This window comes from Rhodanobacter sp. G1, assembly GCF_055397855.1.
This window is the reverse complement of the sequence record NZ_AP039674.1, coordinates 3,744,012-3,756,375: the sequence shown is the minus strand read 5'-3', so window position 1 is coordinate 3,756,375 and position 12,364 is coordinate 3,744,012. Positions and strand designations below refer to the sequence as shown.

Genomic DNA, 12,364 nt, shown 5'->3' with positions numbered 1-12,364 from the left:
GCGCATCTTCTCCGCAGGTTGCCGCCATGTCGCCCTTCGAGAGTTACGTCCATTTCGCCGTCCTCGCCATCTGGGCCGTGTGGCTGCTGTACTGGTTCGTCAGCGCGTTCGGCAACAAGGCGGCGGCGCGGGTGGATGGCTGGGCGCCGTTCCTGGCCTATCGCGTGCCGCTGCTGGTGGCCTACCTGCTGCTGTTCACCCGGTTGTCGGGGCGGCTCTGGCCGTGGCTGGCGCAGCGTTTTCTGCCGCACGGCCTGGCGTGGCCGTGCATCGGGCTGGCCGTGCTGCTGCTGGGCCTTGGTTTTGCCTGCTGGGCGCGCGTGGCGCTGGGGCGCAACTGGAGCGCCACGGTGCAGCTCAAGCAGGGCCATGAACTGGTGACCACGGGGCCGTACCGCTGGGTGCGCCATCCGATCTACACCGGCATGCTGACGGGCGTGCTGGGCAGTGCGTTGGCGCTGGGCGAATGGCGTGGGCTGGTCGCGCTGGCGCTGGTTCTTGCTTCGTTCTCCTACAAGCTGCGCCACGAGGAGAGCTGGATGCGCGAGCAGTTCGGCGCCGCCTACGTGGATTACATGCGGCGCACGAAAGCGTTGATTCCAGGCGTGTGGTGAGGGGGCGGAAAAGCCCCTCTCCCCCGGCCCCTTTCCCACGCGTGGGAGAGGGGAGTAAGCGTGCTAGTGCGACAGCGCGAACGCGGTGAGGATCTGCGCGGTTTCCTCGGGCTTCTCCAGTTCCGGCATGTGGCCGCAGCCGATCAGGGTGCTGGTGCTGATCGCGCTGGCGTGGACGAGGCCGTTGCGCAGGCTGTCCTGCGCGGAGATGTCGATCACCTTGTCGCCACTGCACCACAGGCCCAGCACCGGCATGGTGAGTTGGCCGAGGCGGTTCTGCAGGGCGAGGTATTGCGTGGGGTCGCGCAGTTCGTCGAACACCTTCGCGATGAAGGCGTGGTCTTTCACGTTGCGCGCCACCAGCACGTCGACGAAGCGGCCGGGGATGTCGGGGCGCTTGGCGAGCACGAGGTCGGTGGCGCGCCAGAAGCCGGCGCGGTTGGAGAACGCGAACGGATCCTTGCCGGCCAGCGTCTCGCGCGCGAAGGCGTTTTCCTTGAACTTCAGCCCGAAGCTGTCCAGCAGCGCCAGGCCGCTGACGTGCTCGGGATGTCCGGCGGCGTAGGCGCCGGCGATGGCGCCGCCCATCGAGTGGCCCACCAGCAGGAAGCGGCCCAGGCCCAGGGTCTGCACGAAGGTCTGCAGCCGCGCGGCCTGCGCGTCGATGTTGTAGCTCGCATCCATGTCGCGCGAGGACTCGCCCCAGCCCGGCAGGTCGGGGATGACGAGGTGGAAGTGCGGGGTGAGCTGCTTGGCCATTTCCAGCCATACGTCCTTGCTGTCGGCGAAGCCGTGCAGCAGCACGATGGTGGGGCCGCTGCCGCCCTCGTAGTACGACCAGCGCGTGTCGCCGGCCTGCACCGATTTCTTCTCCAGGTGCGCGGCCATCGCCTCGCGGGCGATATTGGCGTCGAACAGCCACTGCGGCGCGAACAGGTAGCTGCCGCCCAGCAGCACGACCAGCACCGCCGCCACGATGGCGAGGAACTTCAGCCGGCGGATCAGCATGCGCTTCCAGAGCGAGCGGGTGGAGGCGTTGGTGTCGGGCATGGATCGAATCTCGTGGTACGGATGATTTGTCATTCCAGCGAAAGCTGGAATCCAGTGTCTTGCATGTGATGTCTCGGAAAGGCACTGGATTCCGGCTTTCGCCGGAATGACGAGGTTGAGATGACTACTTCGCGGCCGCGTGCTTCTGCTTCGCCTTCGCGAACAGGCGTTCGATCGCGCCTTGCGTCATCGGGTGGTAGCCGTCCTTCGCCTTGGCGTAGACCTGCTCGGCGTAGGCCAGGCCCGTGGGCGTCTTCGCGAAGGCGCCGTACACCGGCATGGTGAGGTAGAGCCGGCCGATGCGGGTCATGTGCTCGGCGGCGGCGGGCCATACGGCCTTGTCGCCCGCGGCGATGGCGTGCACGTACCAGCGCATGCCGATCTCGGCGTTGTGCGTGCCGGTGAGGTGCCACGCGGCGTCGATGGCCTGCGCCTGCGCCAGCGTGGGCGCGTCGGGCAGGCGGTCGAGGAAGTACATCCATTCCTGCGTGTTCCAGTCCTTCGCGTCCAGCTTCGCGGCGGGCAAGGTGCCGGCGAGGAAGGCGCTGCGCTCCTTGTCGATCATGTCGAAGCGCGGCGAGTCGGGCAGCGGCGCATCCTTGGGAATGCCGGTGCCGTAGACCCACTGCTGCACTTCGTCCCAGCTCATCTTGCCGGGGTACTTGTCGATCAGGTTGGGCTTCATGTAGGCCAGCATCTGCTCGGTGGTGATGCTGTGCCAGGCGAAGTGGTTGAAGTAGCCCTTGAGGTAGGCGTCGAAATCCGCGCGGCCGAACCTCTGCTCCAGCGTGCGCAGGAACCACGAGCCTTTGTCGTAGGCCACGTCGGAGAGCGCATCGTCGGCGTCCACGCCGCGCGGCTCGGGCGCCAGCTTCTGCGAGTTGGCGGGCATGTGGGCGATGGATTTCTGCAGCGCGCGGGCGGAGAGCAGCGCCTCCTCGTCGGCGAGGCGCTTGCCGTACAGCGCCTCGGTGATGCGGCCCTGCACGTAGGTGGTGAAGCCCTCGTTGAGCCAGCCGTCGCGCCACGCGGCGTTGGTCACCAGGTTGCCCGACCACGAGTGCGCCAGCTCGTGCGAGATCACGCTGACCAGGCTCTTGTCGCCCACGATGATCGTCGGCGTGGCGAAGGTCATGTTGGGGTTTTCCATGCCGCCGTAGGGAAAGGACGGCGGCAGCACCAGCAGGTCGTAGCGGCCCCAGCGATAGGGGCCGTACAGCGACTCCGCGGTTTCGATCATCTTCTCGGTGTCGGCGAACTCGCGCGCGGCGCCGTCCACCACGGAGGGCTCGGCGTACACCGCCGAGCGCGGCCCGGTTTCCTTCACCGCGATGTCGCCGGCGGCGATGGCGAGCAGGTAGGAGGGGATCGCGTGCGGCTGGTCGAAGCGGAAATCGCCGTCCAGCGGATGCTTGGCGTCGTTGAGCGCGCTCATCACCACGCGCACGTCCTTCGGCGCGGTGACGTGGGCGTCGTAGGTGAAGCGGATCGCCGGCGAATCCTGCAGCGGCACCCACGAGCGGGCGTGGATGGATTCGGACTGCGAGAACATGAAGGGCTGCTTCTTGTCCGCCGTCTGCGAAGGCAGCAGCCATTGCAGGCCGGAGGCCTCGGGCGAGGTGACGTAGGCGATGCGCACCTGCGCCGGATGCCGCGGCGCCTCGATGGTGAGCTTGCTGCCCAGTTCCTTGTCCGCCGGGGCCAGCGCGTACTTCAGCGCCTGCGTCTTGCCCGCCGCATCGACCGCCTCCACCGAGGCGATGCTCAGGGCGCGGGTATCCAGCACCAGCGCGGGCGCCTTGGGGTTCTTCCAGTCCAGCTTGAGCGTGGCCACGCCATCGAGCTGCTTGTGCGGGAAGTCGATCTTCAGGTCGAGATCGAGATGGGTCACCACCACCTGGTCGGGCTGGGCGTAGGAATCCGGGTCGTTGGCGTGGGCGGCCAGCGGCAGCGCGAGCGCGCCGAAGGCAAGGACGGGGAGCAGGCGCATGGCGGGTACTCGGGGCCGAAAAGCCCAAGTATGCCATCGGCCCCCGGCCGGCGACCCGTGGCGGAAGTCCGGTCAGCCGCCGGCGTGGGCGGCCTGCTCCGGATGGATGCGGTAGCCGTGCTTGCCCGTGTGCTTGACCTGGTACATCGCCCGGTCGGCGTGTTCCAGCAGCTCGGTCAGCGTGCGGCCGTGCTGCGGGTAGAAGCTGATGCCGATGCTGGCGTGCGTGGCCCAGGAGCGGTCGGCGGCCACGATGGGCTCGGCCAGCGCATCCAGCAGCTTCTGCGCGATGGCGTGGGCCTGCTCGGGCTGTTCGAGCTGGGTGCAGATCGCCACGAATTCGTCGCCGCCCAGGCGGGCGCAGATGTCGGTGCTGCGGGTGGCGTGGGTGAGCCGCTCCGCCACGGCCTTCAGCACCTCGTCGCCGGCAAGGTGGCCGCCCTGGTCGTTGATGGACTTGAAGTCGTCCAGGTCGATGCACAGCACCGCCACCAGGTGGTGCGGGCGGGTGGCCAGCAGCAGCGCGTTCTCGAACAGCGAGCTCATGTAGCGCCGGTTGTTGAGGCCGGTGAGCGGGTCGCGGAAGGCCATCTCCAGCGCGCTGGATTCGGCCAGCAGCAGGCGCCGCTGGAAGCTGCGCAGCAGCGCGGCGAGCAGGGCGAAGTACTGCACCAGCGTAAGCGCCACGCCCAGCAGGAAGCCGTGGGACGACCAGATCGGCATTCGCGCGATGATCGTGTAGACCAGCGCCCAATGCAGCGCCAGCAGGATGCTCGCCGCGCTGACGACCGTCATCCAGCGGGCATCGAGTTCGTCGCGGAAGCGCAGGGCGATCCAGGCGATGGCCAGCTGAACCACCACGCTGACGCCCACCAGCATCAGCCCGCGCGAGTGCGGCGTGACGCCGAAGGCCAGGCCCAGCCAGATCCACGCTTCGATCGCGAGCCAGGCCAGCGCCACGAGGCGCAGGTCGAACGCGAGCCGGAAGCAGCGGATCATCCCGGTGACGACGCAGGCCGCTTCCGCCACCTTCAGCGCGGTGTAGATCGCCTCGGTCGGTTCCCCCGCGTCGGGCACGGGCTGCAGCAGGTAGTCCACGTGGCCGGCGCAGGCGAACAGCAGCGCCAACGCCCACCATCCCGCGCCCGGATTGGTGCGCGGGATGCTGCGCAGCCACAGGAACAGGGCAAAGAACAGCAGATAGACCGCGGTACCGACCGCATGGATGGCGTCGTGCGACAACATGATTCCCCCGGCAGCTTGCCCCGCCCCGCCCGCCGCCTGTTGCCGCGGCCGGGCGCCCCTGGCAGGTGGGTTCGGCTCCGTGGCCAGTCTGGGGCGCCGCCGCCGCGGAAATCAAGCAAGGCCGCGTGAATCCCGCGGCTTTCGTCGCCGCGTCAGGCGTAGCGATCCGCCAGCCGGTCGGTGGCTTCGACCAGCGCGTCGACGATGGCCGGGTCGACGGCGCTGTGGCCGGCGAGCACGATGCGCAGGGCCGCCTCCGGCCATGCCGCGTGCAGGTCGAGCGCGCTTTTCACCGGGCAGATGATGTCGTAGCGGCCGTGCACGATGGTGGCGGGGATGCGACGCAGCTTCGCCACGTCGCGCAGCAGTTGATCCGGTTCCAGGAACATGCCGTGGCGGAAGTAGTGCGCCTCCAGCCGCGCCAGGCTCACCGCCTTGTGCGGTTCGGAAAAATCGCCGGGCGCATCGGGGTCGTGCAGCAGGGTGGTGCTGCCGCCTTCGTAGTCGCTCCACGCCTGCGCGGCGGCGAGGCGCAGCGCCTCGTCGTCGCCGTCGAGGCGTTTCCAGTACGCCTCGATCATGTTGCCGCGCTCGGCTTCGGGGATGAAGTCGCGGAAGCGCGCCCAGCGCTCGGGGAAGATGAAGCGCGCGCCGCCGTCCGCCTCGTTGAACCAGCGCAGCTCCTCGTCGCGGGCGAGGAAGATGCCGCGCAGCCCCAGCCCCAGCACGCGCTCGGGATGCGCCTCGGCGTAGGCCAGCGCCAGCGTGGAACCCCACGAGCCGCCGAACACCACCCAGCGCTCGATGCCCAGTTCCTCGCGCAGCGCCTCGATGTCGGCGACGAGATGCGCCGTGGTGTTGTCGACGAGATCCGCGAACGGCGTGGACTGCCCCGCGCCGCGCTGGTCGAACAGCACCACGTGCCAGCGCTGCGGATCGAAGAAGCGGCGATAGTACGGCGCGATACCCGCACCGGGGCCACCGTGCAGGAACACCACCGGCAACGCGCCGGGCGTGCCGCACTCTTCCACGTGCAGGGTGTGGCGCGCATCCACCGCGAGGCGGCGGGTGCGGAAGGGTTCGATGGCGGGGTACAGCTCGCGCATGGCGGGATCCGGTGATGTTGCAAGAACCCCTCTCCCAGTCCCTGTTCCGCAAGCGGGCTGGGATTTTGGCTCGGCTCCCCTCTCCCGCTTGCGGGAGAGGGGTTGGGGAGAGGGCAAGTCAGGCGCCGAACTGCAACGCCGCGGTGAGGTCGCCCGGCGCCGGCCCGCCCGCGGCGCGCATCGCCTGGTCGCGCATCACGATGCCCGGCAGCGGTTCCAGCCCGAAGCGGCGGTTGAGGAAGCGCTGGATGGAGCCGGTGTCGTAGACGGTGTGGTCGACGTGGCCCTTCTTCGCATGCGGCGAGATCACCAGCGCGGGGATACGCGTGCCCGGCCCCCAGCGGTCGCCCTTGGGCGGCGCCACGTGATCCCACCAGCCGCCGTTTTCGTCCACGGTGATGACGACCATGGTGTTCGACCACAGCGGACTCTTCCGCAGCGCCTCGATGACGGCGGCGATGTGCGTGTCGCCAGCGGCGATGTCGGAATAGCCCGCGTGCAGGTTGAGGTCGCCCTGCGGCTTGTAGAACGCCACCGTGGGCAGCGTGCCGTTGGCGATGGCGGCGATGAAACGGTTGGTGGCGGCGTCGCTGCCGGTGCCGCCGTCGCGCAGGTGCTGCGCGCGCGCGGCGGTGCCGGGTGCGAACGACCGGAAGTAGTTGAGCGGCTGGTGGTGCTCCTGGAAATTCGGCCCGTAGGGGAAGCTGTCGTGCGAGCCGCGCACGCCCTTGCCGTCCAGCGCCAGCTGCCAGCCGCCGCCGTACCAGGCCCAGTCCACGTTCGCCGCGCGGAGGCGGTCGCCGATGCTGGCGTGCACCTGCGGCGGCAGCGTGCTGGGGTCGGCGGGATCGGCCAGCAGCGGGTTCTTCGGATCCTTGGTGAAGGCCGGCGCATACGGCGGGCCCATCGTGTTCACCGCCCAGAAGTCCGGCGTGAGCGCCATGCGCGAGGCGAACTTCGGACGGCCCTGCATCGCGCTGGCGGGGGAGTCGTCGGCGAGCTTCGGGCGCGTGCCCTTGGGATCGTCGCCTTCGAGCTGGGTGATCTGGAACTTTGCCGGCGTCTTGTCCGCGTCCGGGAAGAACGGCGGCTGCGCGGCGACCAGGTACTGGTGGTTGAGGAAGGAGCCGCCGAAGGCGCCCATGAAGAAGTTGTCGCACAGCGTGTACTGCTGCGCCAGCCGCCACAGCGCGAAGTTGTCCGCACCGGTGGCGTAGTGGCCCATCACCAGCGCGCCGCTGTCGCCCCAGGCCACGAAGCCGTCGTTGCGTCCGCCGTTGATCTGCATCTGGTTGTTGTAGAAGCTGTGGATCAGGTCGCGGGTGACCAGCGCGTGCGGCAGCGGCTCGCCTTCGGGGGTATGCAGCGCGAACGGCGCGTTGGCGAGGTCGCGGATCGCGTCCTCGGCGATGTGGTATTCGCGGCCGTCCAGCACCTGCTTGTGCGGCACCAGGCCGTGCCAGATCGGCGGCAGCGCAGCCAGCACCTTGCCGTCGCGGTCGCGCTGCCGGAACTGTTCGGGCTTCAACGCGGACAGCGGTTGCGCGAGGCCGGGGAAGCCGCCGAACAGGTTGTTGAAGCTGCGGTTCTCCGCGTAGATCACCACCACGTGCCGGATGTGCTCGCGCAGCGCTTCGTCCAGCGCGCTGCCGGCGGCGCTGGCCGTGCCGGCAGCACTGCTGCGCGCGGCCGTCTGGCAGCCGCCCACGGCCAGCGCGGCGCCGGCCAGCGCGATGCCGCCCAGCAGTTTTCGTCGTGAAGGGTCGGTGGGTGCGTCGTCGTTGGCGTCGGAGAGGGTGGGCGGCAGCTTCTCGGTCATGGCGATTCGCTTGCGTGTGTGGAAGGGAAGAGTATGCGCACTATGCGCGGTAGGCATGTCAATCCTGCGGCAGCTTGCGCGCAGCGTCCCACATCGCGCGGGTGACGGCGCGGTTCGCGTGCGGCGCCTGCAGCACCACCAGGGTGGTGGTGCTGATGCTGGCATGGATCTTCAGCAGGCGGTCGAGCACGCTTTCCAGGTGGCTGATCGACATCGCCACCACGCGCAGGAGGGCGGAGTCCTCGCCGGCGAGGCGGCGGCAATCCAGCACTTCGGGGATGTCGGCGACGATGGGGCCGATGCGCGCGCAGATGCCGCCGTCGCAGCGCAGCCGCACCATCGCCTCGATGCGGTAGCCCAGCCGCTTCGGTTCCACCACGGCGCGGTAGCCGCTGATCACGCCGGCGTCCTCCAGCCGCTTCACGCGCTCGGCCACGGCGGGCGCGGAGAGCTTCACCTTGCGGCCCAGCTCGGCATAGCCCAGCCGCGCGTCGCGTTGCAGGGCTTCGAGAAGCTGCCAGTCCTTGGCGTCCAGTTCGGGTTTCGATTCCAAGGCGGCATGCTCCGGTTCTTGTTTCGATCGACGGCGAAACATGGCGATCGCCTGTCGATGGATTATTCCTCGGCATCGCGGGCAAGACTAGGATGCGCATTCCCCACCACACCGGAATCCCTGCATGAGCGCCACCGAGCGCCTCGACGCGCGCGCCCTGATCTGCATCGCCATCGCGCTGGTCACCTGGTCGTCGGCCTATGCCGCGATCGCCTACGCGCTGGCCTCGTTCACGCCGGGCGAGGTGGCGTTCTCGCGGCTCGTCATCGGTTCGCTGTGCTTCGCCGCGCTGCTGGCGGCGAAGCGCGTGCCGCTGCCGGCGCGGCGCGACTGGCCGCGGCTGTTCGTGCTGGGATTGATCGGGCTCACCACGTACCACGTCTGCCTCAACTGGGCGGAGACGCGCATCGCCAGCGGCACCGCGTCCATCATCATCTGCCTGGTGCCCGCGGCGACGGCGGCGGTGTCGGCGCTGTGGCTGCGCGAGCGCCTGAGCCTGCGCACGTGGACGGGACTGGCCATCGCGCTGGTCGGCACGGTGCTGGTGGTGCTGGCCAGCGGGCAGAAGGTCGAGGCCGATCCGAAGGCGCTGCTGGTGCTGGTGTGCGTGCTGGCCTCGGCGGTCTATTTCGTGGGACAGAAGCCGCTGTTCGCGCGTTCCGGCACGCTGGCGGTCACCGCCTTCACCTTCTTCGCCGGCACGCTGGGATGCCTGCCGTTCGCGGGCGGCTTGCCGCAGGCGCTGGCGGCGGCGCCGTGGTCGCACATCGCCGCGCTGCTGTGGCTGGGCATCGCGCCGAGCTTCGTCGGCTATCTTGCGTGGAACGTGGCGGTGCATCGCGCCAGCGCGTCGCGCGTCTCCAGCTTCATTTACCTGTCGCCGCCCATCGCCATCGTGATCGGCTGGTTGTGGCTGGGCGAAGTGCCCGGCGCGATGGTGCTGGTGGGCGGCGTCATCGTGATCGGCGGCGTTCTGCTGGCGAACGCGCGGCGTCGCCCGGTAGCGCCAGCGGCACTGGCGGAATCTTCCTGACGTTCGACGAAGGGGTGCAGCGTGTACGAGCTCTACATCGCCAACAAGAACTACTCCTCGTGGTCGCTGCGGCCATGGGTGCTGCTGCGCGGGCTGGGCATCCCGTTCGACGAGAGGCTGGTGCCGTTCCTCGGCGGCGCCGGTACGAACTGGGAGGCGTTCCGCGCGTTCTCGCCTACCGGCAAGGTGCCCTGCCTGCGCGACGGCGATACCGTGGTGTGGGATTCGCTGGCGATCGCCGAGTACGTGGCCGAGCGGCACGCCGGCGTGTGGCCGGCCGATCCGCAGGCGCGCGCGTGGGCGCGCTGCGCCGCGGCCGAGATGCACTCCGGCTTCCCCGCATTGCGCAGCGTGTGCACGATGAATTGCGGCGTGCGTGTGCGCATCGATGCACCCGGCGAGGCGCTGCGCAAGGACATGGCGCGCATCGACGAACTGTGGAACGAAGGACTGGCGCGCTTCGGCGGCCCCTTCCTCGCCGGTGACGCTTTCAGCGCGGTCGATGCGTTCTACGCGCCGGTGGCGTTCCGCATCCAGAGCTACGGACTGCGACTGGGCGAGGCGGCGATGGCCTACGCGCAGCGCTTGCTCGACCTGCCCGCGATGCGCGAGTGGTACGACGCGGCGCTGGCCGAGACCTGGCGCGACCCGGAGCACGAGGACGAGGTACCTCGCGCCGGTACGTGGCTGCAGGATCTGCGCGCGTCCTGAACTGGCGGTGCGCCGGCCGGCGCGAACGGGCTCGCGCCGGCCGGCGTGGTGCGGATCAGCGCTTCGCCTGGTTGTGCTTGGTGCGGTAGATGCGCTTGCTGTTGCGGTTGTCGGCGCGCTGGATGCGCTTCTGCTCGCGCGGGCCGACGCGGCCGTTGTTGCTGCCCGCCACGTGCTCCATGTGGTCGGCATGCGCCTGGCGGCCCTGCATGCGCGCATCCTCGCGGTTGGTGAGCTGGCCGGACTTCACGCCGTTGGCCAGGCGCTGCTCCTGGGTCGCGTTGCGCTGCACGTCCGCCTGCATGCGGCGCGACGAGGCCGAGTTCGGGTTGCCGGTGACCGCGTCGTGCTTGTCCTTGTAGATCGCCGCGCTGTCGCGGTTCTGCATGTGCTGGATCTGCGCGTTCTCGGCCTTGGTCATCGGGCCGTTGCGCATGTCGCGCTGCTCGGTGCGATCCAGGTTCGCCTCGCGCTGTTCCAGGTTCGACGCCTGGCGCGTGCTGAGCTGGCCGGACTTCAGTCCTTGGTCGACGCGCTGCTGCTGGTTGGCGTCGCGCTGGGTGTCGCTGGCTGCGTTCTGGGCGGGCGCGGTCTGCGCCTGCGCGGCGGCCACGCCGCCCAGCCCGCACAGGCCCAGCAGGCCGACGACCAGCCACTTCTGCGTATGGTTCTGCATGGTGTTCTCCTCCTCGTGGGTGCCGTCCGTCGTACGGGCGGTCTGAGAGCGGAGAACGGAGCGCCGTGAGCGGCGATGACGCGCCTGCCGCAAGCCGTTCAGGCTTCGGCCAGCGATGGCGTCCATCGCGCGATGCGCCGGAGCAGCCGTCGGCGTAGTCGCCTCGCGCGCAATGGCGCGGGGTGATCCATCAGTCCTCCGGCAGGCCGTCGATGCCGAAGTCGATCACCACCGCGTCGGCGTCGCGCTGGCGGTAGGTCACGCTGAGGTGTTCGCCGAGGCGGTCGCGCAACTGGGCGATCAGCGGGATCGGGTCGTGGTCGTTGACGAAGCGCATCGTTTCGCCGTTGCGCAGCACGCCGATGGCGCCGAAGATCGCCGAGTGGCGGAAGCGCCGCGCCACGCCGCGGGCATCGAAGAGGTGGGTGTGCTGTTCGGAGGCGACGGCTGCGTTCATGGCGGTGCTCGTGGAGTGGGGAGTCCACAAGCTACGCCACGGCGCGGGGCGGGCCGCTGATCTGGATCAGCCCCCGCGCGCAAACCGCATCCTCGAAGCGATCCACTACTGTCCGGAATAATTTTGAACATTCGTGGCCGCGGTCTTTCTCGTTATTCCGGCGCAGGCCGGAATCCAGTGGCCGTGCGGCCTGAGCGAACATGGTCGCTACTGGATCCCGGTCTTCGCCGGGATGACAGTCTGGATAGGTGGTCGTTATCGGAAATGAAGTCGCCTTCTCGCCATGCTTCGTGCAAGCGGCGCGGGCTTTCATCCTTCGATACCATCCCCAGATTATTCCGGACAGCAGTGCGAAGCGATCAGAACTTGTACGCCCGATGGATCGCCACGATGCCGTTGGAGAGATTGCGCACTTCCACGCGGCCGAAGCCGGCGCGTTCCATCATGCCCTTCAGTGTCTGCTGGTCGGGATGCTTGCGGATGGATTCGGCGAGGTACTGGTAGCTGCCGGCGTCGCCGGCGAACAGCTGGCCGAGCTTGGGCAGCACCTTGAACGAGTGGAAGTCGTAGAGCTTGCCGAACAGCTCGCTCTGCACGCGCGAGAACTCCAGCACCAGGGCGCGGCCGCCGGGCTTGAGCACGCGGCAGATGTCGGCCAGCGCCTTGTCCTTGTCGGTGACGTTGCGCAGGCCGAAGGCCATGGTCACGGCGTCGAAGCTGTTGTCGGGGAAGGGCAGGCATTCAGCGTTCAACTGCGCCCAGCGCAGGCCGCCGACCAGGCCGCGGTCGGTGAGGCGGTCGCGGCCCACCCCGAGCATGGCGGCGTTGATGTCGCCCACGACGACTTCGCCCTGCTCGCCCACCACGGGCTTGAGCAGCGCGGCGATGTCGCCGGTGCCGCCGGCCAGATCCAGCACGCGGTCGCCCTTGCGCACGCCGCTGACCGCCACGAAGTGGCGCTTCCATAGCCGATGGATGCCGAACGACATCAGGTCGTTCATCAGGTCGTAGCTGCGCGCGACCGAGGTGAACACCTCGCCGACCAGCTTCTGCTTGTCGGCGACGGGCACGTCGCGGAAACCGAAATGGGTGGTGGGCTGCTCGTTCATG

12 protein-coding genes are annotated in these 12,364 nt (G+C 69.0%); 3 read left to right on the top strand and 9 right to left on the bottom strand.

Annotated features, from left to right (window positions below; all coding sequences use genetic code 11):
* Positions 1-26 precede the first annotated feature (26 nt).
* Positions 27-614 (top strand): methyltransferase family protein, encoded by a 588-nt coding sequence (locus tag ACZ5Z2_RS16660; protein WP_464759684.1) that lies wholly within the window; start codon positions 27-29, stop codon positions 612-614.
* Between the two features lie 63 nt (positions 615-677).
* Here ACZ5Z2_RS16660 and ACZ5Z2_RS16655 read toward each other — a convergent pair whose 3' ends face one another.
* The 6 genes from ACZ5Z2_RS16655 to ACZ5Z2_RS16630 form a co-directional block, all read right to left on the bottom strand.
* Positions 678-1,664: an alpha/beta fold hydrolase gene (locus tag ACZ5Z2_RS16655; protein WP_464759683.1), complete on the bottom strand. Its 987-nt coding sequence runs from the start codon at positions 1,662-1,664 to the stop codon at positions 678-680.
* Between the two features lie 124 nt (positions 1,665-1,788).
* On the bottom strand, positions 1,789-3,654 hold the full coding sequence (locus ACZ5Z2_RS16650) for a M1 family metallopeptidase (protein ID WP_464759682.1): 1,866 nt from the start codon (positions 3,652-3,654) through the stop codon (positions 1,789-1,791).
* A gap of 72 nt (positions 3,655-3,726) precedes the next feature.
* Positions 3,727-4,899 carry a diguanylate cyclase domain-containing protein gene (locus ACZ5Z2_RS16645; RefSeq protein WP_464759681.1) on the bottom strand — a complete coding sequence of 391 codons (1,173 nt, stop codon included), beginning with the start codon at positions 4,897-4,899 and terminating at the stop codon, positions 3,727-3,729.
* Positions 4,900-5,051: 152 nt separating this feature from the next.
* Positions 5,052-6,005 carry a prolyl aminopeptidase gene (gene pip, locus ACZ5Z2_RS16640; RefSeq protein ID WP_464759680.1) on the bottom strand — a complete coding sequence of 318 codons (954 nt, stop codon included), beginning with the start codon at positions 6,003-6,005 and terminating at the stop codon, positions 5,052-5,054.
* 118 nt (positions 6,006-6,123) lie between these two features.
* Positions 6,124-7,824 (bottom strand): acid phosphatase, encoded by a 1,701-nt coding sequence (gene acpA, locus ACZ5Z2_RS16635; protein ID WP_464759679.1) that lies wholly within the window; start codon positions 7,822-7,824, stop codon positions 6,124-6,126.
* A gap of 58 nt (positions 7,825-7,882) precedes the next feature.
* The gene (locus ACZ5Z2_RS16630; protein WP_464759678.1) at positions 7,883-8,377 is read right to left on the bottom strand and encodes an Lrp/AsnC family transcriptional regulator; all 495 of its coding nucleotides are present in this window, start codon (positions 8,375-8,377) and stop codon (positions 7,883-7,885) included.
* Between the two features lie 124 nt (positions 8,378-8,501).
* On the opposite strand from ACZ5Z2_RS16630, the gene ACZ5Z2_RS16625 reads away from it, so the two are divergent.
* The gene (locus ACZ5Z2_RS16625; protein ID WP_464759677.1) at positions 8,502-9,410 is read left to right on the top strand and encodes a DMT family transporter; all 909 of its coding nucleotides are present in this window, start codon (positions 8,502-8,504) and stop codon (positions 9,408-9,410) included.
* Positions 9,411-9,431: 21 nt separating this feature from the next.
* A complete protein-coding gene (locus ACZ5Z2_RS16620; protein WP_464759676.1) occupies positions 9,432-10,121 on the top strand; it encodes a glutathione S-transferase family protein in 690 nt (229 codons plus the stop codon).
* Positions 10,122-10,176: 55 nt separating this feature from the next.
* Here the strand turns inward: ACZ5Z2_RS16620 and ACZ5Z2_RS16615 are convergent, their stop codons facing one another.
* The 3 genes from ACZ5Z2_RS16615 to ubiE form a co-directional block, all read right to left on the bottom strand.
* Positions 10,177-10,797, bottom strand: coding sequence for a hypothetical protein (locus tag ACZ5Z2_RS16615; RefSeq protein ID WP_464759675.1), 621 nt, complete (start codon positions 10,795-10,797; stop codon positions 10,177-10,179).
* A 190-nt stretch (positions 10,798-10,987) separates the two neighbouring features.
* Positions 10,988-11,254 (bottom strand): DUF2249 domain-containing protein, encoded by a 267-nt coding sequence (locus ACZ5Z2_RS16610; RefSeq protein ID WP_464759674.1) that lies wholly within the window; start codon positions 11,252-11,254, stop codon positions 10,988-10,990.
* Between the two features lie 359 nt (positions 11,255-11,613).
* Complete coding sequence (ubiE, locus tag ACZ5Z2_RS16605; protein WP_464759673.1) at positions 11,614-12,363, bottom strand: bifunctional demethylmenaquinone methyltransferase/2-methoxy-6-polyprenyl-1,4-benzoquinol methylase UbiE; 750 nt, start codon at positions 12,361-12,363, stop codon at positions 11,614-11,616.
* Between the last annotated feature and the right edge of the window lies 1 nt (position 12,364).

What these genes read in the sequence shown, in the direction of transcription:
- ACZ5Z2_RS16660 (WP_464759684.1), top strand. Translation starts at nt 27, where the DNA reads ATGTCGCCCTTCGAGAGTTACGTCCATTTCGCCGTCCTCGCCATCTGG.
- ACZ5Z2_RS16655 (WP_464759683.1), bottom strand. Translation starts at nt 1,664, where the DNA reads ATGCCCGACACCAACGCCTCCACCCGCTCGCTCTGGAAGCGCATGCTG.
- ACZ5Z2_RS16650 (WP_464759682.1), bottom strand. Translation starts at nt 3,654, where the DNA reads ATGCGCCTGCTCCCCGTCCTTGCCTTCGGCGCGCTCGCGCTGCCGCTG.
- ACZ5Z2_RS16645 (WP_464759681.1), bottom strand. Translation starts at nt 4,899, where the DNA reads ATGTTGTCGCACGACGCCATCCATGCGGTCGGTACCGCGGTCTATCTG.
- pip (WP_464759680.1), bottom strand. Translation starts at nt 6,005, where the DNA reads ATGCGCGAGCTGTACCCCGCCATCGAACCCTTCCGCACCCGCCGCCTC.
- acpA (WP_464759679.1), bottom strand. Translation starts at nt 7,824, where the DNA reads ATGACCGAGAAGCTGCCGCCCACCCTCTCCGACGCCAACGACGACGCA.
- ACZ5Z2_RS16625 (WP_464759677.1), top strand. Translation starts at nt 8,502, where the DNA reads ATGAGCGCCACCGAGCGCCTCGACGCGCGCGCCCTGATCTGCATCGCC.
- ACZ5Z2_RS16615 (WP_464759675.1), bottom strand. Translation starts at nt 10,797, where the DNA reads ATGCAGAACCATACGCAGAAGTGGCTGGTCGTCGGCCTGCTGGGCCTG.
- ACZ5Z2_RS16610 (WP_464759674.1), bottom strand. Translation starts at nt 11,254, where the DNA reads ATGAACGCAGCCGTCGCCTCCGAACAGCACACCCACCTCTTCGATGCC.
- ubiE (WP_464759673.1), bottom strand. Translation starts at nt 12,363, where the DNA reads ATGAACGAGCAGCCCACCACCCATTTCGGTTTCCGCGACGTGCCCGTC.